The following is a 21,067-nucleotide window of genomic DNA, read 5'->3' as shown; positions in this document are numbered from 1 at the left end:
GCGGCCGGCCTTTTCCGTGTTCTCATGACGGCATGTCGACCGCAGCACTGCTGAGCTTCACGCTCGTCGCGCTCCTGACCGTCATCACGCCCGGCCTGGAAACCCTGCTGGTGCTGCGGACCGCGCTGCTGGTCGGCCGCCGCGCCGCGATGGGCGTCGTGGTGGGCAGCACGCTGGGCTGCCTGGTGTGGGCCACCGCGGGACTGGCCGGCCTGACGGCGTTGCTGCAGGCCTCCGAACTGGCCTACGACATCGTGCGCTGGCTCGGTGCGGCCTACCTGGTCCACCTGGGAGCCAAGGCGTTGTGGAGCTCCCGGCGGCCGGTCGAGGCCGACGAGCCCGCGCCGGTGCCGTCGGTGCGCGCGGCCGTCCGGGTCGGGCTGCTCACGAACCTGCTCAACCCGAAGCCGGGCGTCTTCTACCTCTCGTTGCTGCCGCAGTTCCTCCCGGTCGGCCAGCCGGCGTGGGGCGGGGTGCTGGTGGCGATCCACCTCGGCATCGGCCTGCTGTGGTTCCCGGTGCTGATCACCGCGGCCGGGCGGGCGCGTGCTTTCCTGCTGCGGCAACGAACTCTGCTCGACCGGCTGACGGCCTCGTTGTTCGTCGCGCTCGGCGTGAAGCTGGCGATCGAGGCCCGTTAACGCTCGCCCGACGCGGCACGGTGCCACGCCGCGAGGGACGTCCTGGCCGGCAGACCCAGTTTCGCGCGGATGTTCACCACGTGCCGGTCCGCGGTCCTCGGCGAGATGAACAGCCGTGCGCCGATCTGCTTCGACGTGAGGCCTTCCGCGACCAGTCCGGCGATCGTGAACTCCTGCCGGGTCAGCCCGCCCGGCAGCAGGGGCTTGGCCGGGCGCCGCTCCGCGTCCGGCACGGGTTCGAGGGCGAACTCCATCGCCTGGTCCGGGCGCAGGTCGAGGCCCAGCGTCGTGATGACCGGGTAGTCGTCGGCGAGCGCGCGGCGGACGATCCGGTCCGCCCGTTCCAGCACCTTGTGGAACGGGCTCATGCTGCTGAACGAGATTCGCGAGAGCCGTTCCTGCGCCCGCAACGCGCCGAGCAGCCGTGCCGCGCGGTCGAAGGCCCCGAGCTCCGCGCACGTGCAGGCGAGCAGCCACAGGCTGTAGGCAGGGCCCCAGGCGTCGCCGATCGCGAGCTGGGTCCGCAGCGCCTCGATCGCCAGCGGGTGCACCAGGGCGGGGTCGCCGTGCAGCAGCTCGTACAGGCCCCGGTGCCACAGTCCCCAGGCGCGCGACCACGCGACACCGCTGTTCTCCGCGGTCTGCTGGAGCCCGGTCGTGGCCTTGTCCGCGGCCTCGGCGTCGAGCAGGAAGCACACCGCCATCGAGTGCATCAGCTCGGTGAAGTACGTGTCACCGGGCGGCGCGTACTGCCGGCACAGCTCGACGATGTGCGCGTATACCGGAACGCAGTCCGGCGAGCCCTCGACGAAGAAGAGATGCGTGGCCTCGACGATCAGCAGGTTCAGGTCGGTCGACGTCTGCCGCGGCAACGCGCGCGCCTCGTCCATCAACGGGATCGCCGTCGCCATGTCGCCCGACGCCTGCGCGATGTACGCGCAATGCGCCAGCAATGACGTTCGCAGCGGCACCTCGGTGATCACCTCGCGGGCCGCGGCGAGCAGGTCGCGCGCCTGGCCGAGCCTGCCCGCGGACGCCGTGAACCGGGTGCGCTGCACGTTCATCGCCATGAGCGTGCCGGTCTCGGCGAGGCCGGGGGTCTTCAGCGCGTACCCGATGGCGGCGCGGACGTTCGGCCACTCCTCCCGCAGCCGGTTTATCCACAACGACTCGTCCGGCGAGAACCACGAGCGCGTCGCCTCGTCGACGAACGCGTTGTAGTGCAGCACATGCCGCCGCAACGACTCGTCGGCACCCGTGAGCAGCCGAACACCGAACTCCGCCACCGCACTCGGCAACCGGTAGCGCCCGTCGCCGGCCCACACGATCGACTTCCGCACCAACTCCGACAACGTCCCCAGATCCGCACCCGCGACCGCCTCGGCCGCGGCCAGGTCGAAGTCCGCCGGGAACACCGACAGCGCCGCCCACACCCGCCGTTCCTCCCCGGTGCAGTGCGACGCCGACCACCCGAGAACCTGGTCCAGCGTCGCCGTTCCGAGCTCGTCGAGCACGTCGGCCGCCGACCTCTCGCCCAGCTGGGCGGCCACCAGCTCGATCGCCAGCGGCAGCCCGTCCACCGCTTCGCACAACGCCTTGACGTCCGGCAGTGTCTCCTCGGCCGGCACCGCGTTCGCCCGCTCCAGGAACAGCTCGACGGCCTCGTCCCCCAACGACGGCACCGGGACCAGGTGCTCGCCGTAGACACCGAGCCCCACCCGCGTGGTCGTGAGGATCGTGACCCCCTCGCAGTCCCGCGACAGGTGGTGCACGAAGTGGCGGACCGCCTCCAGCAGGTGCTCGCACTGGTCGAGGACGAGCAGCAGGTGCTTGTCGTACAACGACTCCACGAGCCGCCCGAACCCGTTGTCCCGCGAGTTGTCGACGATCCCCAGCTCGGCCGCCACCGTGCGGGCGAGCAACGCCGGGTCCCCGAGGTCCCCGAGCCGCACCTCCCGCACGCCGTGCTGGAACGACCCCGCCCGCGCCGCCGCCCGCCCGAGCTCGGCGGCGACCCGCGTCTTGCCCGCGCCAGCCGGACCGACGAGCGTGATCAGCCGGGCGCGGCCGAGCCGTGCGGCGGCCTCGGCGAGCACCGTCCGGTGCCCGGCGAACGTCGTGGTCTGGGCAGGCAGATCGCCCCGCGGGGTCATCGGCGCATCTTCGCCCAGACGAGCGCGGGTGGGAGCGGACGAACCACCTCTCCACCCTTTCGGACTAGGCGGCGTCCCGCCGTGGAGGTGCCGTCGCCGGTTTCCCGCACCACGACGACAACTCCCGTCCTCGGGCACACGGCCCGGTCCTGGCCCGTCTGACCCGGTCCTGGCCCGTCTGACCCGGCTCTGGCCCGCCTGCCCCAGCGCTAGCCCGTCCGGCCCGGCGCCGCCACGCGCTCGCGGGTCCGGATGATCATCTTGGTCGCCAGCCGCAGCCCCTGCCGCGCGTTGAGGTGCGGGAGGTACGCGCGGCGCACGGCGTTCGCGATGCGCGGCAAAGCCGCCGAGTCCGGGTACGCCATGAACATCGGCCGGTACTTCGGCTGGAACTTCGCCTTGAACGCGAACAGCGAGCGGAACCCGTACACCGGCTCCAGCACCTGCCCGGTCAGGTCGAGGACGCGCTGCAGCGCCCGCGGTCGTTCGCCGCGGTCCAGGCGGGCGAGCGGCGCTCCCGACAGGCTCAGGAACCTCGCGCCCTCGGCCTGGAGCTGCTGCGCCGCCGAGGCGATCAGGAACTCCATCGAGCCGCGGAACCCGTGCGTGCGCCGGCGCATGAAGTCGAGCGTCCACCCGACGACCTCGCCGTCGGCGTACACCGGCAGCCAGCTCGTGATGCCGTGCACGGTGCGGTCACCGTCCACGGCCAGCAGGCAGCGGACCCCGTCGCCGGTCAGCTCGTCCAGGCCGCCCAGCGTGAAGCCCATCTCGGGCAGGCCCTTGTCCGCCACCCACTCCGCCGAGATCGACCTGATCTGATCGGTGATCGCGAACGGCGCGTCGGCGTACGTGCACCACTCGGCGGTGATGCCGGCCTTGGCGGCCTTGTTCAACGCCGTGCGCACGTCCTGCCACTTCTTGCCGGTGAAGCTCAGCTCGTGCAGCTCGATCACGGTGTCCTCGGCGACCTGCACCGCGGACCACCCCAGGCTCTCGACCACCTCCTTCGTCTCCGTGCCCACGCTGTACAGGCACGGCGTCCACCCGTTGTGCGCGCAGAACTCCGCGAACCCGCGCACCGCCTCGACGCGCGCCGGGCCGATCGGGTCGCCGACCGTCAGCGCGATCGTCGCCACCACCCGATACGCGATCGCCGTCTCCCCGTCGGGCGTGAACCAGTACTGGTTGCCGCGCCACGTCGTCATGTACGACAACGACGAACCACCGTGACGCCGCATCAGCTCACGGGCGCGCTCCGCCTCCTTCTCACACGAGGACGGCCACGACCGCCACGACGCCATCAGCAGCCCGGCCAGCACGATCAGCCAGAACACCACGCCCGTGTACTCGAACAGCACCGCGCCGACGAACCCCTCCGCGGAGAACTGCAACGGCACCAGGCCGAGGTAGCCCGGCGGCAGGAACCGCGTCGGCAGGTCCGCGAGCAGCGCAGCGAACCCCGGCTCCGGCGCGAACTGGTCGCGGACCAGGTACCCGCCGAAGACGTACAGCGCCGACAGCAACGTCACGCTGCCCGCCGTGAACCGCCAGAACTTCCGGACGGCGTGCCGGGGCAGCCGCACCGTGAAGTGCCGGCGCGTCACCAGGAGCACGACCGTGATCGCCAACGGCACCAGCATCGGGATGCCGAAGGAGAACGCCGTCTCCCAAGCGCCCACGTCCGGGATCTGCGCGGCCTCCACGACGTACCACCCGATGAACGCGGTGCACGCCACGTTGCAGACCAGCGCCGACCGCCACGCGAACTGACGGCCGCGCCGCAGCCCCTCCGCCAGCACGAGCAGCAGCAACGCCGGCAGCAGCGACATCACGAGCGCGGGGAACCGGCCGTACGACAGCTGGATCACCATCGTCCGGCAGACGTCCACCACGTCCGCGCCGCACACCTCGTCGACGTACTCCGGCGACGGCTGGGCCACCGCCACGACGTCCGCGAACCACGCCAGCGGGCCGTTCGGGTACGGCGACATCATCGCCACGACCGGCCCCAGCGCCGACGCGGCCAGCAGCAACGCCACCAGCACGCGGGTCTCCTGCAACGACCTCGGCTTGCCGGCCGGACCGCTCTTCAGGAACAACGCCCCGATCACCAGCCCGGCCACGCCACCGGACAGTCGGAGCAGGTCTTCCAACCAACCCGAGTACAGAGTAAGGACCAGCACCGACAAGATCGTCAACAGCCGGACGCGCCGCCTCCACAGCGGCGGCATCCGGAACGTCAGCGCCAGCGCCAGGCCCACCCCGCCGATCGACGGTCCCGCGGCGACCTCGCCCACCAGCGACTCGAGCCACGACCAGTGCACGTCGCGCCCGATCAGCACGAGACCGAGCCCCAGGAACGAGCCGACCACGTGCGAGGCCAGGAAGATCGCCGCCGTCCTCGCCGCGCCGAACGCCCGTTCCGCCAGCGGGCCGAAGACGAGCAGCAGCACCGTGGTCGCCACGTAGCCCAGCAGGTCCATCGACCACAACGCCGAGCTGAGCACCGTCCACAGGGAACTGCCGGTGCCGATGCCCGTCCACGCGAGCAGCTCGTCGTTCTGGTCGCCGATCGCGCCGGTCAACGCCCCGGCCGTCCAGAAGACGATCAGGAAGACGCACGTCAGCGGTGCGCCGCGGAACAGCCGCGTGATCATCTCGCGAGTCCTGTTCTCGCCGCCAGCCACGGCAGCGAGCCGAAGAGGCCTTCTCGTGCCATGGTCCAGTCGTGACCGCTCGGCAGCTCTTTCCACCGCACGTCCATTCCAGCCTTCCTGCAGGCCTCGAACACCTCTGCGTCCGCCTTGCGGTACATCGGGTCGTCCCGGCCGGCGACGATGACGCCGGCCGTCTTCGGGAACCGCTGGCGCGCGAGGATGTCCATCGGGTTGATCCGGGTGAACGCGGACTCGTCACCGTCGAAGACGGTCTTGACCGTTTCCTGACGCGTGCTGAGCGAGGGCTCCCCTTGCGGTGCAAGAGCGATGAAGTTGCCGTACACGTCCGGCGCGCGCACGGCCAGCTGCACGGAGCACGTGGCGCCCTGTGAGAAGCCCGCGACGGTCCATGCCTCACGGCGTTCGTCGACGGTGAGCCGTTGCTTGACCCACGCGGGTACGTCGCGGGCCAGGTACGTCTCGGCCTGGCCCAGCTTCGAGTCGAGGCAGAGCGGGTTCGCCGTCGTGGAGCCGAGTTGGTCGGCGACCACGACGATCGGCGCGAGGCCGTCGTGCGTCCGCGCGTACGCGTCCAGGTTGTCGAGGATCCGGCCGCCGTCGAACCAGTCGCGCGGACTACCCGGCTGACCCGCCATCAGCACGATGACGGGCAGTCGCGGACGTGGCGTCACGTGGTAGGCGGGCGGCAGGTACACCCACGCCGGCCGTGCCTTCAACGCGCCGGGGATGTCCGCCTCGGAGACGGTGCCCTTGTCCGGGAGGTTCGCCGGCCGCGTCCAGACGTCGGCGAGCGTCTTGCCCGCGGGCACCTCGACCACGGTGCTCGGCGGGGGAGCGGCTTCGTTCAGGGCGACCCGGTCGTTCCGGAAGATGTCCAGCACCGAGCGCGTGTTCGGGTATTGCCCGAAGTGCGCGTTCGTGGCGACCGCGGCGCTGGTCAGCACGCCGAGGGCCAGGAGTACGCCGAACGTCCGGCCGTACCACCGCCCGGACCGCAGCCGCGCCACCGCCAGTGCCACGGCGACCAGTGCCGCGCCCAGCCACACCATCAGGACCACGGGCAGCGGTTCCGGCCACGGTTTCCACAGGTGGTTGATGACGAGCGTCAGACCGGTCACGAAGAGTGCGCACGACAGCACGACGACCGGCAGCACGCGGACCAGCCAAGTCCGGTCCTTCCTGATCGCGAGGTACGTCAGGGCGAGCGCGGCCGCGGCCGTGGAGACCTGGGGGATCGGCCCATTTATCAGGGACAGGTCCAACGGGCTGAGCATGCCGCCAATGCTTCAGGAAGTCTTCAGGTCCCACATCGGAGGTTCGTCTCGGTTCACCGGCCGGAACATCAGCCTTAAGAATGACAACCCATCATTCGGGTGATGCGTCGCGCCACGCGTTGGTGAGCACCCGCAGCGCGTCGGGGTGCTCGGCGATCTCCGCGGCGCGGGACAAATCGGACTCCGCCATGCCGAGTTCGCGCAACGAGGTCGCTACGCCGAAACGTGTGGCCGTGTCGTGAATGCGCCTGGTCAGGTCCGTCGGCGCTGTGTGTGAGAGCAGCGCCGTGTGTGTGGCGGCGTGCGGCAACCCGAATGTTCCGCCCAAAACGTGCGCGAGTTTGTGATGCAGTCCCATTGAGACGGACGCGAGGCACGTTCCCGCGAGCCATGCCGACGACAGCAACTCGGTCCGGGCATCCACAGTGGACGGATTTCCGCTCAAAGCGCGCAAAACGCCCTCGATTGCCCTGGCCGCGATGGCGTCGATCAACGGGTTCTCGTTGCCCCTCGCCGCGACGGCGTGCGCGAGAGCGTTGAACGCGCTTGTCACCGTGACGTCGAGCGGCAGGTCCAGCGTGAGGTCCACGTCGTAGATCACCGTGTTCGGCTGGATCGCCGGGTCTCGGCGCGTCTTCTTGAGGCCCGACGCCGTCTCCCCGAGGACGGGCGTGACCTCGGAACCCGCGTAGGTGGTCGGGATGATGATCTGCGGCACGCCCGCGCGCACCGCCAGCGCCTTGGACAGCCCGGTGCTCGACCCGCCACCAACCGAGACCACGCAGTTCGCGCCGTGTTCACGCAACGACGCGAGCGCGCGCTCCGTGACCTCGACAGGCGTGTGCATGGCCGCGCCGGTGAACCGGGCCGCGAGCAGTGGGCCGAGCGCTGCGGCCACCTTGTCGCCGCCGTGCCGGGCGACCAGCAGGACTCGCGTGGCGCCGAGCCGCTCGGCCTCGTCGCGCACGGTGCCGGAGGTGCCGCGGCCGAAGACGACGCGGGTGCGGCCGGGTTCGAAGGTGAAGCTCACGAAGGTCGAATATTCGCGACGAGGCGTAGCGGCGCAACCGCGGAGGATCAAGCCTTTCGGCTCTGACGGGTGACTTCGTCACTCCTTAGCGTGAAAACTCATGAAGCGTGTTCGTGTTGTAGTGGCGTTGGCAGGGGCCCTGACCCTGACGCCACTCCCTGCCACAGCGGCGACACCGGCGTTCACCCTCTCCGGCGGCGTGTCCGCGCCCATCCACTCGATGGCCGACGCGGTCCGCGAGACCGTCTACGTCGACTCCGGGCTCGACCTCGACGGCGACGGCACCCGCGACCGGGTGGCCGCCGACGTCATCAGGCCGTCCACGACCGGGCGCGTGCCCGTGATCATGGAGGCCAGCCCCTACTACCAGAGCACGGGACGCGGCAACGAAAGCGAGGTCAAGACCTACGACTCCGCCGGTGTGCCGGTGAAGTTCCCGCTGTTCTACGACAACTACTTCGTGCCGCGCGGCTACGCGGTCGTGCTGGTCGACTTCCTCGGCACGAACCGGTCGCGCGGCTGCGTGGACGTCGGCGGCCAGTCCGAGATCGCGTCCGGCACCGCCGTGATCGACTGGCTCAACGGCCGGCGCACCGGCTACACGACCCTGACCGGCACCGCGACCAAGTCGGCGTCGTGGTCGACCGGCGCCGTCGGCATGATCGGCAAGTCGTGGGACGGCTCGGTCGCGAACGGCGTGGCGGCCACCGGGATCGACGGGCTGAAGACGATCGTGCCGATCGCGGGCATCAGCTCCTGGTACGACTGGTTCCGCTCGGACGGCGTCGCGTACAACAGCTACAGCTCACCGACCGGGCTGGGCACGCAGTTCGAGAACTCCAACGCACGCTCACGGTGCGGTGCCGTGCGCACGCAGATGACGAACGGCTCTCCGGCCAACGGCGACTACACGGCGATGTGGCAGGCGCGTGACTTCGTGCTCAACGCCTCGCGCGTGAAGGCGTCGGTCTTCGCCATCCACGGGCAGAACGACCTCAACGTGAAGACGCTGCAGTACGGCCAGTTCTGGGACGCGCTGCCGGCGTCGGTGCCGAAGAAGCTGTGGTTCTCGCAGACCGCGCACGTCGACCCGTTCGACTTCCGGCGCGGTGAGTGGGTCTCCACGCTGCACCGGTGGTTCGACCGCTGGCTGCTGAACGTGCAGAACGGCATCGAGAACGAGGCGCAGATCTCCGCGGAACGCGCACCGAACCAGTGGGAGGACGACCAGACGTGGCCGCCCGCCGGCACCGTGAGCACCGTGCTGCGCCCTTCTTCTTCGGGACTCGGCACGGCGACCGGAACGGGCACGGCGGCGTTCACGGACAACGGCAGTGCCACGCCGTCCTCCTGGCTGTCCGGCTCCAACACCGGCCGGGTGGTCTACTCGACGGCAGCGCTCGCGTCGGACCTGCGCGTCGCAGGCACCTCGTCTATCACGGTCGGTGTGTCGTCGTCGACGTCCACCGCACACCTGACGGCCTACCTCATCGACTACGGCCCGGCACAGGTGCGAACGGGCGAGGGCATCCGAACCCTGACCACGGAGTCGTGCTGGGGAGAGAACCGCACGGGCGACGACGCCTGCTACCGCGACACGGAAGCAACGTCGGGCAGCGTGGACGCGCAGATCATCGCGCGTGGCTGGGCGGACCTCGCGAACTACGAGTCACGGTCCGTCACGCGCACGATCACGCCGGGGACCAAGTACAACCTCACGTTCCGACTGTCCACAACGGACCACGTGGTCCCGGCGGGCCACCGGCTGGGTCTGCTGATCGGTGGCACCGACTCGAGCGTCATCGTGCGGCCGAGCCAGCTGCCCAGGCTGACCGTCGACCTGGCGAGCACGTCGGTGCGGATCCCGCTGAAGGGCGCGGTGCCCTCCGCGTCGTCCGCTCCGCTGGTCGCCACCAGTGTTTCCGCTGGTACGAAGGGCGAGTTGGGCTAGTTTCCCGGACTGTCGGTGCTGCTCGCTAGCATCGGCGCCATGGGTTCAACGGACGGTGTCGACCTCGGGGACGCGCTGCAGGTCCTGCAGCGCGTCTTCGGCTACCCCGAGTTCCGCGGCGACCAGGCCGACATCGTCGAGCACGTGATCTCGGGCGGCGACGCGCTCGTGCTCATGCCGACCGGTGGCGGCAAGTCCCTGTGCTACCAGGTCCCCGCCCTGGTGCGCCCCGGCACGGGCGTGGTGGTCTCGCCGCTCATCGCGCTGATGCAGGACCAGGTGGACGCGTTGCGCGCCCTCGGCGTGCGCGCGGGCTTCCTGAACTCCTCGCTGTCCTGGGACGAGAAGAGGATGGTCGAGGCCGAGTTCGTCAACGGCCAGCTCGACCTGCTCTACCTGGCGCCGGAGCGGCTCACGTCCGAGGCGACGCTGAAGCTGCTGGACCAGGGCGAGATCGCGCTCTTCGCGATCGACGAGGCGCACTGCGTCTCCCAGTGGGGCCACGACTTCCGGCCCGACTACCTCTCGCTGACGCAGCTGCACGAGCGCTGGCCGAAGGTGCCGCGCATCGCGCTCACGGCCACCGCGACGGAGGCGACCCGCCAGGAGATCCTGACGCGGCTCGACCTGTCCGACGGCCGCCAGTTCGTCTCGAGCTTCGACCGCCCGAACATCCAGTACCGGATCGTTCCCAAGAAGGAGCCCAAGAAGCAGCTCCTCGACCTGCTGCGCGGCGAGCACAGCGGCGACGCGGGCATCGTCTACTGCCTGTCCCGCGCCTCCGTGGAGAAGACCGCGGAGTTCCTGGTGGCCAACGGCATCGCGGCGCTGCCGTACCACGCGGGCCTGGACGCGTCGGTCCGCCAGCGCAACCAGGCCCGGTTCCTGCGGGAGGACGGCCTGGTCATGGTCGCCACGATCGCGTTCGGCATGGGCATCGACAAGCCGGACGTCCGCTTCGTGGCCCACCTCGACCTGCCGAAGTCCGTCGAGGGCTACTACCAGGAGACGGGCCGCGCGGGCCGCGACGGCCAGCCGTCCACCGCCTGGCTCGCGTACGGCCTGTCCGACGTGGTGCAGCAGCGCAAGATGATCGAGTCGTCGGAGGGCGACCTGGCCTTCCGCCGCCGCTCGCAGATGCACCTCGACGCGATGCTGGCGCTCTGCGAGACCATCACGTGCCGCCGCACCAGGCTGCTCGACTACTTCGGCCAGACCGGTGTCCCGTGCGGCAACTGCGACACGTGCCTGACGCCGCCCGAGTCGTGGGACGGCACGGTCGCCGCCCAGAAGCTCCTCTCGACGGTCTGGCGCCTGCGCAAGGAGCGCAACCAGAAGTTCGGCGCGGGCCAGGCCATCGATATCCTGCTGGGCCGCAAGACCGCCAAGGTGATCCAGTTCGACCACGACCAGCTCAGCACGTTCGGCCTCGGCGAGGACCTGAACGAGGGCGAGTGGCGGGGCGTCGTCCGCCAGCTGCTGGCCCAGGGCCTGCTGGCCGTGGAGGGCGAGTACTCGACGCTCGTCCTCACCGAGGCGAGCTCCGAGGTGCTGGGCCGCAAGCGCGAGGTGAAGATGCGCAAGGACCCGGCCCCGGTCCGTTCGAGCACCCGCACGGCCACGGCGGCCGCCGCCAAGCAGAAGGTCGACCTGCCCTCGGAAGCGACCCCGCTCTTCGAGTCGCTGCGCGAGTGGCGCGCCCAGCAGGCACGCGAACAGGGCGTCCCGGCCTACGTGATCTTCCACGACGCCACGCTGAAGTCCATCGCCGCCTCACGCCCCGGCTCGCTGTCGGCGCTGGGCGCGGTGAGCGGCGTGGGCCAGGCGAAGCTCACGAAGTACGGCGAGCAGATCCTCGAGGTGGTGGCCGACGGACCGGCCCCGGCCGCCGCGTCTCCGTCAGCCGCACCGGCTGCCGCGCCGAAACCCCAGCAGCAGAAGACCACGAGCACGGGTGGTGCGGCGTGGGGGTCGAGCGGCGACGCGGACGAGTGGCCGGAACCGGAGGAGCCCGACGAGCCGATGGACTGGTGACCGGCGCCTGATCCAGCCGGTCCCGCCTGCGGGACCGCCCGGGGCGGCTGTCTTCGCGGACGCCGTCAGGTCACCTTCTCGATCTGCGCCCGCTTGACCACGTTCTTCCCGGACTCGCCGACGAGCTCGAACGCCGCGCTGTTCAACACGACGCACGCCGGCCCGACCCCGACGATCCGCACGGTCGTCTGGCGGCCGTTGTCGAGGTTGGTCACCCGGACCGAGGTCCCGACGGGCAGCTGCGACGAGAAGGCGCCGGGCGCTCCGCCCACCGCGGACAGTCCGACCGTCGCCCCGTCGCAGACGACCTGGCCGACGACTCCCGAGGGCCGCACGCGCGAAGTGGCCGATCGGACGGGCGTGGGCGCCGGTGCGTTGCCGACGATCTCCACCCGGACTCGGCGCAGGGCGGCGTCCGGTTCGGCCGAGCGGAGCGCGTCGAAGGCCGCGGAGTTCAGCACGGCGCACCCGGCGGCGGTTCCGGTGACGGGAACGGTGATCGCGCGCCCGTTCGCGAGGTTCGTGATGCGCAAGGAGGTTCCGACCGGGAACTGGTCCGACGCCACGCCGGCCGGTCCGGTCGAGGCGACCGCGCTCAGCGGCCGTCCCGCGCAGACCTCCTTGCCCGCGGGGCCCGACTGCGACGCGGGTGCGTCCGCCCCCGCCACGGCGAAGGCCGCACCCCCGATGGCGACGACGACCGAGAACACCCCGGCGCTCGCGAGCCAGCCCTTCGACCAGCGCATGTGCTCCACCCGACCTCTCTGCCAGGCCGTACGGCCCGCGGGTCGGGAAGGTTCACCGGCGCGTGGCCCGGACCAGCGCCGTCGGGTCGCAAGCCGCGAGGTGGTCGCGCAGCGCCACGTGGGCGAAGCGGTAGTCGCCGTCGACGCGGGTGAGCAGCAGGCGGTCCTGGGCGAGGTGCAGCAAAGCCTTGCGGCGGAACGACAACTCGCCCAGCGACAGGGGACGCGTGACGCCTTCGGCGGCGACTTCGGCGAGCGCGTCGAACGGCCAGACGTAGTCGCGGGAGGCCGTCGGCGTCACCAGCAACCCCAGCGCCACCCCCAGCGCGGTGCCCCACGAGCCCATCGTGCCGAGCCCGCCCACCAGCCCGGCCAAGCCGAGAACCGGGACAGCGGGCTGCACCCACCACGGCCGGCCGAGCCTCATGCGCTTCTGTTGCGCCGGACGCACCGTGCGCCACACACGTCCCACGGCAGCGGCGAAGATGCCGCCCGCCACGCCTGCGGAGAACCCCATCCCCATCCCCGCCAGCACGACGTACGGACCGGTCCAGATCATGGAGACACCCGGCGCGGCCGCGATCAGCACGGACCACGGAATCGGTGCGTCGCCCGGAACGAAGCCCAACGCCAAGAAGAACGACGCCACCACCACGAACACGTACGCCACGGAGTACGGCCACGGTGTCCCGATGTCGCCGAGCCACAGACCGGCCAGCCCGATCGCGAACCCGGCGACCACGCCGGCGATGAACGCCATCGCGGCGGTGATGATCCCGTGCGCGCGACCGGGCGGGTGGAAGACGTTCGGCAGCTTGTTCACCAACACCAGCAGCGCCGAGGCGGCGACCACGAACACCAGCGCGGCCCACAGGCCGAGGCGGACCCCGGTCAGGAACGAAACCGCGCACACACCACCGGCGTAGGCGGCAGGCACCGCACGGACGAACAGCAACCACAGCGGTCTCGTCGGCAGCAACGGCAGCCACTCCCGGCGGTGCGGCATGTGCACCGGCGCGCCGAGGTCGGGTCTGTCCAACCGGGCGAGGAACTTCAACGCCCGGATCGTGGGGCCCGCACCCCGTTGGCCGGAAAGCCGTTCCACGACGAAGGAGCCCACGAAGTCGGTGCCGATGGTGTCGACCTGCTTGTCGAGGTGCGTCAGCGCCAGCAGGTTCAACGCCAGCGGGGAGTCCAGCCGGTCCCAGATCTCCGGCGTCAGCGCCGATTCCAGGCTGTCGAGGCGAGGACTGACCGAGGCGATGTACTCGAGCACCTGACCGCGCGACAGCGGCTCGACGTGCACCGTCGGCAGGTTCTCGATGGGACCTGTCGAGCACACGACCGACGCGAACGGCGCGAGCTCGGACTCGCAGAGCGCGCGGTCGACCCGCGGCACCTCGTCGAGGCCGTCGATGAGCACGGCAACACGTTCGCGGCGCAGCCAGATCGTGCCGGCCGACCGGCTGATGCCATAGCGGCGGTTCATCTCGCGCAGCAGCCACGCGGTGAACTCGGTGGGCTTCCGGGTGCCGTAGGCGCGCCACGTCGCCAAGTCCACGATGACGGGGATCGGTGCTTCCGGGTCGTTGCGCGCCCGTTCGACCAGCACCAGGCACAGTTCGCGCAGCAACGTCGACCGGCCGCTGCCGACCGGGCCCGCCAGGACCATGGTGTGGCCGAGCCGGTCGTAGATGGCTTCCACGTTCGAGTAGGAGAACGTCTCGCCGTCGACGCGGACGGCGAGCTTCGGCTGCCGCAGCACGCCGAGCTTGATCTGGGTCTGCGCGGCCAGTGAGGAGGCGAGCAACGCCTTCACGCGCGTCTCGACCCGGTCGAGCGCGGCGGCGCGGTTGCTGGTCTCGTGGCCGCGGACCCGCTCCCAGAACGCGAGACCCACCGCGACGAGCACCAGCACGCCGACCGCGGGCCACAGCCACTGGCCGAACTCGCCGAAGAACTCGGGCACGGTCCCGCCGGTGCTGACGCTGATCGCCGCCGGAAGCAGCAGAACGACGATGACCAGGCACAACGCCGCCAGTGCGGTCAGCCGTGCCGCTCTCGTCACCCCGCTCGGATCCACCTTCACCTCCGCGATCCCGGCGAACGACGGTAACCGTGTCGCCGGGATCGCGGAAGCGAATCACGAACGTGCGTGCACCTGCCGGTGCGGATAGTCCGATCAGGCGTAACTCACAGGCGAACCACCCGCCTGCACACCATCACGGACCCACGCTGGGTGTGCGTCAGGCGATCACTGCTGCTGGCCGCCGAAGTTGCGGAGGCCTTCCTTGAGCTTGTCCTCGCCCTGGTCGATGTGCTCGGTGTGCTTGCCGCCGGTCTTCTCGTCGGCGAACTGGCCCGCGCGCTCGACACCCTGGTCGACCTGGTCGCCGTGCTCGCCGATCAGGTCCTTGGCCTTGTTCTTCAACTCGTCGAATCCCATGACTGCATTACCTCCCTATGCAGTTCGGATACCCCGTCTTGGATCCGGTACACGTCGCTGGATCGAGTGAAGTGCCGCTGTGGCAACCGCGGCTGAGTGATCCGTTAAGGCTTGCCGGGTCACCGCGGCCTCGGCTAGGAAGCGCGCATGAGGCGAATCGCAGCTGGTCTGGCAGTGGCGGCACTGGCCGTTGGGTTCATCACCACGGGCACCGCGTCCGCTGAGGAGCAGTCGGCCCGTCCCGACTGCGGGTTCACGGCGACGCCCGAGGAGCCCGCCGCCCGGCCCGTGTCCATCCCGCACGACCCGTGGTTCACCAAGGGCAAGGTCCTGGTGAAGGTGAAGACCAACCAGGGCGACCTGCCACTGGTGCTCGACCGCACCAAGGCGCCGTGCACCGCTCACAGCTTCATCCACCTGGCGCACCGCGGCTTCTACAACCAGACCGACTGCCACCGCCTCACCGCCTACCCGACGCTGAAGGTCCTGCAGTGCGGCGACCCGTCCAGCACCGGTGAGGGCGGCCCCGGCTACAGGTACAAGGATGAACTGCCCACCGACCTGCAGCCCGCCCCGAACGACCCGACCGGCCAGCGCCGCATCTACCCGCGCGGCACCCTCGCGATGGCCAACGCCGGACCGGACACGAACGGCTCGCAGTTCTTCCTCGTGCAGTCGGACTCGACCCTGCGCCCGAACTACACGGTGTTCGGCCAGATCCTGCCCGAGGGCCTGAGGACCCTGGACAAGATCGCGGCCGGCGGCATCGCGGGGGAGGACCCGCAGGACGGCCGCCCGAACATCACCTCCGAGCTGAAGTGGGTGCTCCCGCTCGGGATCTAGTGCGCGGCCCAGCCCGCCAGCGCACCGTAGAACGCGTCGGAGAGCCGCCGGACCACCTGCTCGTCGGGGAGTCCGGCGGTCTTCGTCAGGTCCATGATCTCGCGCGGGTCGAACAGCGAGCTGTGCAGGAACCGGGCCACGTTCAGCAGGGTGTCCGGCAGCGCCAGGTCGGTCAGCACCCCGATCAGGGCGCGGTCCCACGCGTCGCACGACAGGGCGGTCATGGGGTCGGCGGCCTGCAGGCGCTCCAGGAACCCGCGCTGCGACCAGAACCGCACTATCACCGGGCCGTGGACGTTCTGCAGTTTCACCCAGCGCAGGGCCTGGTGCTCGAACAGTTCCTTGCCGCCCTTGCGGGATCGTTCACCGTGCTCGACCAACGACGCGATGACGTCCTCGTGGTAAGCCGTCACAAGCGCTTCCACGGACGGGAAGTGCCGATACGCCGTCGCCTGCGAAAGCGCCGCCTTGCGCGCGATGGACTGCATCGTCGCCGTTGCTGGTTCAGCCCGCAGGACGTGCGTCGCGGCATCCAGCAATCGCTTGCGGTTGCGGCGCGCGTCACTGCGGCTGCTTGTCTCCTCCGGCAGAACGTCCTCCCACCCGCGAACCCCCATTGTGAGGTGCAGGATAAGACGAAAGTTCAGCGAAACGCGGCGATTCCGGTCAACGCGTGGCCGATGGATAGCAAATGGATGTCGGAAGTACCCTCGTACGTCAGCACGGATTCCAGGTTGTTCGCGTGACGCAGCGGTGAGTACTCCGAAGAGATGCCGTTCGCACCGAGGATCGTGCGGCTTTCCCGTGCGATCGCGATGGCCGCTTCGACGTTGTTGTACTTGCCGACGCTGATCTGCTCCGGCGTCACCGTGCCGGCCTCCTTGAGTCTCGCGAGGTGCAACGCCAGCAGCATGGCGGTGTTCACCTGCACCGACATGCTCGCGAGCTTGCGCTGCGTCAGCTGGAAGGCGGCGATCGGCTTGTCGAACTGGACGCGCGTGCCCGCGTAGTCGAGTGCGGCCCGCAGCGAATCCCGTGCCGCGCCGACCGCACCGAAGACGATCCCGAACCGCGCCTCGTTGAGGCAGGAAAGGGGAGCGCGCAACGAAGTCGCGAGCGGCAGCCGCGCGCTTTCCGGCACCCGAACACCCTCCAGGATCAACTCGGATGTGACGGATGCTCGCATTGACAGCTTGTTCTTGATGTCCCGCGTCGAAAATCCCGGCGTGCCGCGGGGAACGAGGAATCCCCGAATTCCCTCCTCGGTTCGGGCCCACACGGTCGCCACGTCCGCCAGACCACCGTTGGTGATCCACATCTTCGACCCGTCGAGCACCCAGTCCGCGCCGTCGCGCACGGCACGCGTGCGCATGCCCGACGGGTTGGAGCCGAAGTCCGGTTCGGTCAGCCCGAAGCACCCGATCGCCTCACCCGCGGCCAGGCGCGGCAGCCACTCCTGCTTCTGCTCCTCCGACCCGTACTTCCAGATCGAGTACATCGACAGCGACCCCTGCACCGACACGAAGCTGCGGATGCCGCTGTCCACGGCCTCCAGCTCCAGGCAGGCGAGGCCGTAGGCCAGTGCCGACGTGCCCGCGCAGCCGTACCCCTCGAGGTGCATGCCCAGCACCCCGAGCTTGCCGAGCTCCCGGGCGAGCTCCCGCGGCAGCACGCCCTCCTCGAACCAGGACGCGATGTGCGGCCGGACGTGGTCGGTCAGGAACGCCGCGACCGTGGCCTGGATGTCGCGCTCCTCCTCGCCGAGCAACGACGGGATGTCCAGCAACTGCAACGGGTCCTGCACGTCACTGCTCCAGCTTCGGCGGGCGCAGCCGGTAGGTGACCGGCGTGCGCGACAGGCGGATGGGGTTCGCGACGAGCGTCATGTCGCCGATCGTCGCGGTCGGGCCGAGGTCCAGCGACTCGGCCAGCGCGAACGCGTGCGCGACGTCGTTCACCGGACCGCACGGCACGCCGAGCGGTGTCAGGGTCTCGAACCAGTGCCGCGCCGGCCGCTCCCGCAGCCGGGCCGAGAGGATCTCGAACAGCTCGTCGACGTGCTCGACCCGGTCGGGGTTCGTGACGAACCGCGGGTCCGTGGCCGCCTCCGGCACGTCCAGCACCGAGCACAGCCGCCGGAACTGCCGGTCGTTGCCCACGGCGAGCACGATCGGCTGGTCGGCCGTCGGGAACACCTCATACGGCGCGATCGACGGATGCCGGTTGCCCATCGGTTTCGGCACCGCTCCCGCGAGCGTGAAGCCCGCGCTCTGGTTCACCATGCTGGACAGCAGCACCGTCAGCAGGTCCAGCTCGACCAGCTGCCCCAGCCCGGTCGCCTCCCGGTGCCGCAACGCGGCCAGGATGCCGACGCACGCGTGCAACCCGGTGAGGACGTCCACCAGCGCCACCCCGGTCTTCACCGGCTCGTACGGACCGGGCCCGGTCACGCTCATCAACCCGCCCACGGCCTGCACGACCAGGTCGTAGCCGGGCAGGTCCGCGCCCTTGCCGGACCCGAAGCCCGAGATCGAGCAGTAGACGAGGTCGTCACGCCCCAGCGACTCGTAGTCCAGCCCGAACTTCTTCATGGTGCCGGGCTTGAAGTTCTCGACCACGACGTCCGCCCGCGCGATGAGCTCGCGCGCCTGCTCCCGGCCCGCCTCGGTCGACAGGTCGATCTGCACGGACGTCTTGTTCCTGTTCACCGACAGGAAGTACGTCGCCTCGTCCTCGTAGTGCGGCGGTCCCCACGTGCGGGTCTCGTCGCCCCTGCCGGGCTGCTCGACCTTGACGACCTCGGCGCCGAGGTCTCCCAGCACCATCGTGGCGTACGGCGCCGCCAGCACGCGGCCGAAGTCCGCGATCACCACGCCTTCGAGTGAGCTCATGCGGGTCGCCTCCACGGCGTCGTCGGCGCGGGCACGCGTTCTCGGTTCTGCCGAACGGTTGTCACGGGTGTTGTGGCGTCACGGTTCTCCACTTCGGCGAGTCTCGTCGTTGTTCCTGTCACTGCCGTCGGCAGCGCGGCTCGAGGGCTCACGCGACCCGGCCCCGCAGCTTCATCGCGGCCAGCACGCGTTCCTGTGCCAGCTCGCGCGCGGCCACATGTGTCGTCGTGCCACGGGTTCTCGCCTCGGCGACGACGTGTGCCGCGTTCGCCCTCAGCTTGGTGGACACGGCGTCGAGCACCGTCGCGGGGTTCACCGGGAACGCCGAGTACCGCGCGTCCATCCCGAACGCCGCCGCGATCACGCCGCCGGCGTTCGCGATGAAGTCCGGCACCACGGTGATCCCGCGTCTGGCGAGAACCTCCTGCGCCGCAACGGAAGTCGGGAGGTTGGCGCCCTCGACCACCAGCGTGGTCGCGAGCTCGCCCGCGAGATCCGCGTCGATCACGTCCTGCAGCGCCGCCGGCACCAGCACGTCGCACGGGGTCCGGAGCTCGGCCCCGAGCTCGCGGACGTCGCCGTACTCCTTCACCGCGAGGTCACCGAACCGGCCTCGCAGCGCCAGCAGCCGTGCGACGTCGAGGCCGTCGGAGTCCACCAACGCCCCGTGCACCGAAGAGACCGCGACGACCACGGCGCCGAGCTCGGCGAACCGCTTCGCCGCCGCGGCACCGACCGCGCCGAAACCCTGGACGGCGACGCGTTTTCCGCGCAGCTCCACCAGCTCGTCCGCCACCTCGGCCACGCCGAACCCGGTGACGCCCAGCTCGTCGTACGGGAGACCGCCGAGTTGAGCCGGTGCGCCCATCATGGCGCCGCGGTCCGACAGTTCGTCCTGGACGATCGCGGCGTCCCGTTCGGTGAGGCCCATGTCGAGGCCCAGCACGTACTCGCGCGGCACCTCGTTGGACAGCTTGCGCGCGAACGCCCGCAGCGCGGACTCCTTGTCGGGAGAGGCAGGATCGAACACGATGCCCGCCTTGGCGCCGCCGAAGAACAGGTCGACCCCCGCCCACTTCCACGTCATCACGCGCGCGAGGCGGGCTATCTCGGCGACCGTCACGTGCGGGCTCATCCGCGTGCCGCCCTTGCCCATGCCGCGCGCCGTGTTGTCGATGACGAGCACGCCTTTCATGCCCGTGCGCCGGTCGGACACGCAGACGACCTTCTCCGGGCCCCACTCGTCCATGAGCTGAAGAACGTCCATCACTGTCCTCACACGCAGTTGAGCTCGGGCCGCGCCTTGTCGGCGGCGAAACGGGAAGCGTCCAGCCCGGACACGTCGACGAAGGGCTCCCGGCCGAGCACGAGGTCGCGCACGACCTCGCCCACCGCGGGTCCCTGCAGGAAGCCGTGCCCGGAGAAACCGGTGGCGTAGAAGAACCTGCCGGCCGAACCGATCAGCGCGTTGTGGTCCGGCGTCACCTCGTACAGCCCGGCCCACCCGTTGCGCACGCCCACGTCGAGCAGTCTCGGCGCCCGCCTGCCGATCGCCTCGGTGAGCCGCGGCAGCCACGCGTCGGACATGTCCAGCTTGAAGCCCGGCGTCTCGTCCGGGTCCGACATGCCGAAGAGCAGGCCGGGGCCCTCGCGGTGGAAGTAGAAGGTGCTGCCGAAGTCGATGGTGAACGGTGTCACCCGATCGTGTAGCTCCGGCAGCGGCTCGGTGAACATGACCTGCCGCCGCAGAGGGGAAACCGGCAGGTCAACGCCCACCATCTCGCCGATCTCCCGCGACCAGGCGCCCGCCGCGCAGACCACGTTCCGCGCCGAGACGGCTCCCCGGTCGGTTTCGACGCGAAAACTGTCGGACCCCGTCCCTACGATCGATCTCACGGTGGTTCTGGTGCAGAAGCGGGCACCGGATCGGCGGGCCGCGGTGGCGTAACCGAGGACGACGGACTCAGGCGTGCAGTGCCCGTCGTCCGGGGAGAAGGCCGCCGCGAGCAGTCCGTCCGCTTCCACCAACGGCGACAGCCGCAGGGCTTCCTCGACAGTCAGCATCCGACTTCGCACGCCGAGGGAGTTCTGGAGGTCGACGTTGCGCTCGAACGCCGTGACGTGGTCATCGGAGGAAAGGAGGAACAGATAACCGACCTGGTGCAGATCGATCTCCTGCCCGGGCCGCTGTGGGAAGCGCTGAAACGCTTCGAGTGATCGAGCTCCGAGCTTGATGTTCAGCTCGTCGGAGAACTGGGCGCGCACTCCACCCGCCGCTTTGCAGGTGGAGCCGGAGCCCAGATCGTCCTTCTCGACGACCAACACATCCCGGACGCCTGCCTCGGCGAGGTGAAAAGCGATGGACGTGCCCATCACC

At 70.1% G+C, this 21,067-nt stretch carries 16 protein-coding genes; 4 read left to right on the top strand and 12 right to left on the bottom strand.

The window, feature by feature from the left end; translation table 11 throughout:
* Positions 1-32 precede the first annotated feature (32 nt).
* Positions 33-641, top strand: a complete 609-nt coding sequence (locus ACFWV3_RS41545) for a LysE family translocator (RefSeq protein WP_382419460.1) — start codon at positions 33-35, stop codon at positions 639-641.
* Here the strand turns inward: ACFWV3_RS41545 and ACFWV3_RS41540 are convergent.
* The 4 genes from ACFWV3_RS41540 to ACFWV3_RS41525 form a co-directional block, all read right to left on the bottom strand.
* Positions 638-2,794 (bottom strand): ATP-binding protein, encoded by a 2,157-nt coding sequence (locus ACFWV3_RS41540; protein WP_382419459.1) that lies wholly within the window; start codon positions 2,792-2,794, stop codon positions 638-640. The genes ACFWV3_RS41545 and ACFWV3_RS41540 overlap by 4 nt on opposite strands.
* A 209-nt stretch (positions 2,795-3,003) precedes the next feature.
* Entirely contained in the window at positions 3,004-5,454 is a 2,451-nt protein-coding gene (locus ACFWV3_RS41535; RefSeq protein ID WP_382419458.1) for a rhomboid family intramembrane serine protease, read from the bottom strand.
* The gene (locus ACFWV3_RS41530) at positions 5,451-6,749 is read right to left on the bottom strand and encodes an alpha/beta hydrolase (protein ID WP_382419457.1); all 1,299 of its coding nucleotides are present in this window, start codon (positions 6,747-6,749) and stop codon (positions 5,451-5,453) included. Before ACFWV3_RS41530 ends, ACFWV3_RS41535 begins: the two co-directional genes overlap by 4 nt.
* 91 nt (positions 6,750-6,840) lie before the next feature.
* Positions 6,841-7,779, bottom strand: coding sequence for a maleylacetate reductase (locus tag ACFWV3_RS41525; protein WP_382419456.1), 939 nt, complete (start codon positions 7,777-7,779; stop codon positions 6,841-6,843).
* 100 nt (positions 7,780-7,879) lie between these two features.
* Here ACFWV3_RS41525 and ACFWV3_RS41520 point away from each other — a divergent pair, with 100 nt between their 5' ends.
* Complete coding sequence (locus ACFWV3_RS41520) at positions 7,880-9,730, top strand: Xaa-Pro dipeptidyl-peptidase (protein WP_382419454.1); 1,851 nt, start codon at positions 7,880-7,882, stop codon at positions 9,728-9,730.
* Positions 9,731-9,769: 39 nt separating this feature from the next.
* Positions 9,770-11,764: a DNA helicase RecQ gene (gene recQ, locus ACFWV3_RS41515; protein WP_382419453.1), complete on the top strand. Its 1,995-nt coding sequence runs from the start codon at positions 9,770-9,772 to the stop codon at positions 11,762-11,764.
* Between the two features lie 65 nt (positions 11,765-11,829).
* Here recQ and ACFWV3_RS41510 read toward each other — a convergent pair whose 3' ends face one another.
* The 3 genes from ACFWV3_RS41510 to ACFWV3_RS41500 form a co-directional block, all read right to left on the bottom strand.
* Complete coding sequence (locus tag ACFWV3_RS41510) at positions 11,830-12,510, bottom strand: hypothetical protein (protein WP_382419452.1); 681 nt, start codon at positions 12,508-12,510, stop codon at positions 11,830-11,832.
* Between the two features lie 52 nt (positions 12,511-12,562).
* The gene (locus ACFWV3_RS41505) at positions 12,563-14,599 is read right to left on the bottom strand and encodes a hypothetical protein (protein ID WP_382419451.1); all 2,037 of its coding nucleotides are present in this window, start codon (positions 14,597-14,599) and stop codon (positions 12,563-12,565) included.
* A gap of 165 nt (positions 14,600-14,764) precedes the next feature.
* Positions 14,765-14,956 carry an antitoxin gene (locus ACFWV3_RS41500; RefSeq protein ID WP_382419450.1) on the bottom strand — a complete coding sequence of 64 codons (192 nt, stop codon included), beginning with the start codon at positions 14,954-14,956 and terminating at the stop codon, positions 14,765-14,767.
* A 147-nt stretch (positions 14,957-15,103) separates the two neighbouring features.
* Between ACFWV3_RS41500 and ACFWV3_RS41495 the strand changes: the two genes are divergently transcribed.
* A complete protein-coding gene (locus ACFWV3_RS41495) occupies positions 15,104-15,799 on the top strand; it encodes a peptidylprolyl isomerase (RefSeq protein ID WP_382419448.1) in 696 nt (231 codons plus the stop codon).
* Here ACFWV3_RS41495 and ACFWV3_RS41490 read toward each other — a convergent pair.
* The 5 genes from ACFWV3_RS41490 to ACFWV3_RS41470 form a co-directional block, all read right to left on the bottom strand.
* Complete coding sequence (locus ACFWV3_RS41490) at positions 15,796-16,416, bottom strand: TetR/AcrR family transcriptional regulator (RefSeq protein WP_382419446.1); 621 nt, start codon at positions 16,414-16,416, stop codon at positions 15,796-15,798. The two genes, ACFWV3_RS41495 and ACFWV3_RS41490, sit on opposite strands and share 4 nt — an antisense overlap.
* Before the next feature lie 26 nt (positions 16,417-16,442).
* Entirely contained in the window at positions 16,443-17,603 is a 1,161-nt protein-coding gene (locus tag ACFWV3_RS41485; RefSeq protein WP_382419445.1) for an acyl-CoA dehydrogenase family protein, read from the bottom strand.
* A 1-nt stretch (position 17,604) separates the two neighbouring features.
* On the bottom strand, positions 17,605-18,690 hold the full coding sequence (locus ACFWV3_RS41480) for a CaiB/BaiF CoA transferase family protein (protein ID WP_382419444.1): 1,086 nt from the start codon (positions 18,688-18,690) through the stop codon (positions 17,605-17,607).
* A gap of 148 nt (positions 18,691-18,838) precedes the next feature.
* A complete protein-coding gene (locus tag ACFWV3_RS41475) occupies positions 18,839-19,957 on the bottom strand; it encodes a Glu/Leu/Phe/Val dehydrogenase (RefSeq protein ID WP_382419443.1) in 1,119 nt (372 codons plus the stop codon).
* A gap of 8 nt (positions 19,958-19,965) precedes the next feature.
* Positions 19,966-21,063, bottom strand: coding sequence for an NAD(P)/FAD-dependent oxidoreductase (locus ACFWV3_RS41470; protein WP_382419487.1), 1,098 nt, complete (start codon positions 21,061-21,063; stop codon positions 19,966-19,968).
* Between the last annotated feature and the right edge of the window lie 4 nt (positions 21,064-21,067).

The organism is Lentzea sp. NPDC059081, assembly GCF_042738015.1.
Taxonomy (GTDB): domain Bacteria; phylum Actinomycetota; class Actinomycetes; order Mycobacteriales; family Pseudonocardiaceae; genus Lentzea.
The sequence above is the reverse complement of the archived record's forward strand: the minus strand, read 5'-3'. Positions and strand labels throughout refer to the sequence as shown.

Excerpts from the sequence above, each read along its gene's own strand:
- ACFWV3_RS41545 (WP_382419460.1), top strand. The coding sequence starts at position 33 with ATGTCGACCGCAGCACTGCTGAGCTTCACGCTCGTCGCGCTCCTGACC.
- ACFWV3_RS41540 (WP_382419459.1), bottom strand. The coding sequence starts at position 2,794 with ATGACCCCGCGGGGCGATCTGCCTGCCCAGACCACGACGTTCGCCGGG.
- ACFWV3_RS41535 (WP_382419458.1), bottom strand. The coding sequence starts at position 5,454 with ATGATCACGCGGCTGTTCCGCGGCGCACCGCTGACGTGCGTCTTCCTG.
- ACFWV3_RS41530 (WP_382419457.1), bottom strand. The coding sequence starts at position 6,749 with ATGCTCAGCCCGTTGGACCTGTCCCTGATAAATGGGCCGATCCCCCAG.
- ACFWV3_RS41520 (WP_382419454.1), top strand. The coding sequence starts at position 7,880 with ATGAAGCGTGTTCGTGTTGTAGTGGCGTTGGCAGGGGCCCTGACCCTG.
- recQ (WP_382419453.1), top strand. The coding sequence starts at position 9,770 with ATGGGTTCAACGGACGGTGTCGACCTCGGGGACGCGCTGCAGGTCCTG.
- ACFWV3_RS41510 (WP_382419452.1), bottom strand. The coding sequence starts at position 12,510 with ATGCGCTGGTCGAAGGGCTGGCTCGCGAGCGCCGGGGTGTTCTCGGTC.
- ACFWV3_RS41500 (WP_382419450.1), bottom strand. The coding sequence starts at position 14,956 with ATGGGATTCGACGAGTTGAAGAACAAGGCCAAGGACCTGATCGGCGAG.
- ACFWV3_RS41495 (WP_382419448.1), top strand. The coding sequence starts at position 15,104 with ATGAGGCGAATCGCAGCTGGTCTGGCAGTGGCGGCACTGGCCGTTGGG.
- ACFWV3_RS41490 (WP_382419446.1), bottom strand. The coding sequence starts at position 16,416 with ATGGGGGTTCGCGGGTGGGAGGACGTTCTGCCGGAGGAGACAAGCAGC.
- ACFWV3_RS41480 (WP_382419444.1), bottom strand. The coding sequence starts at position 18,690 with ATGAGCTCACTCGAAGGCGTGGTGATCGCGGACTTCGGCCGCGTGCTG.
- ACFWV3_RS41475 (WP_382419443.1), bottom strand. The coding sequence starts at position 19,957 with ATGGACGTTCTTCAGCTCATGGACGAGTGGGGCCCGGAGAAGGTCGTC.
- ACFWV3_RS41470 (WP_382419487.1), bottom strand. The coding sequence starts at position 21,063 with ATGGGCACGTCCATCGCTTTTCACCTCGCCGAGGCAGGCGTCCGGGAT.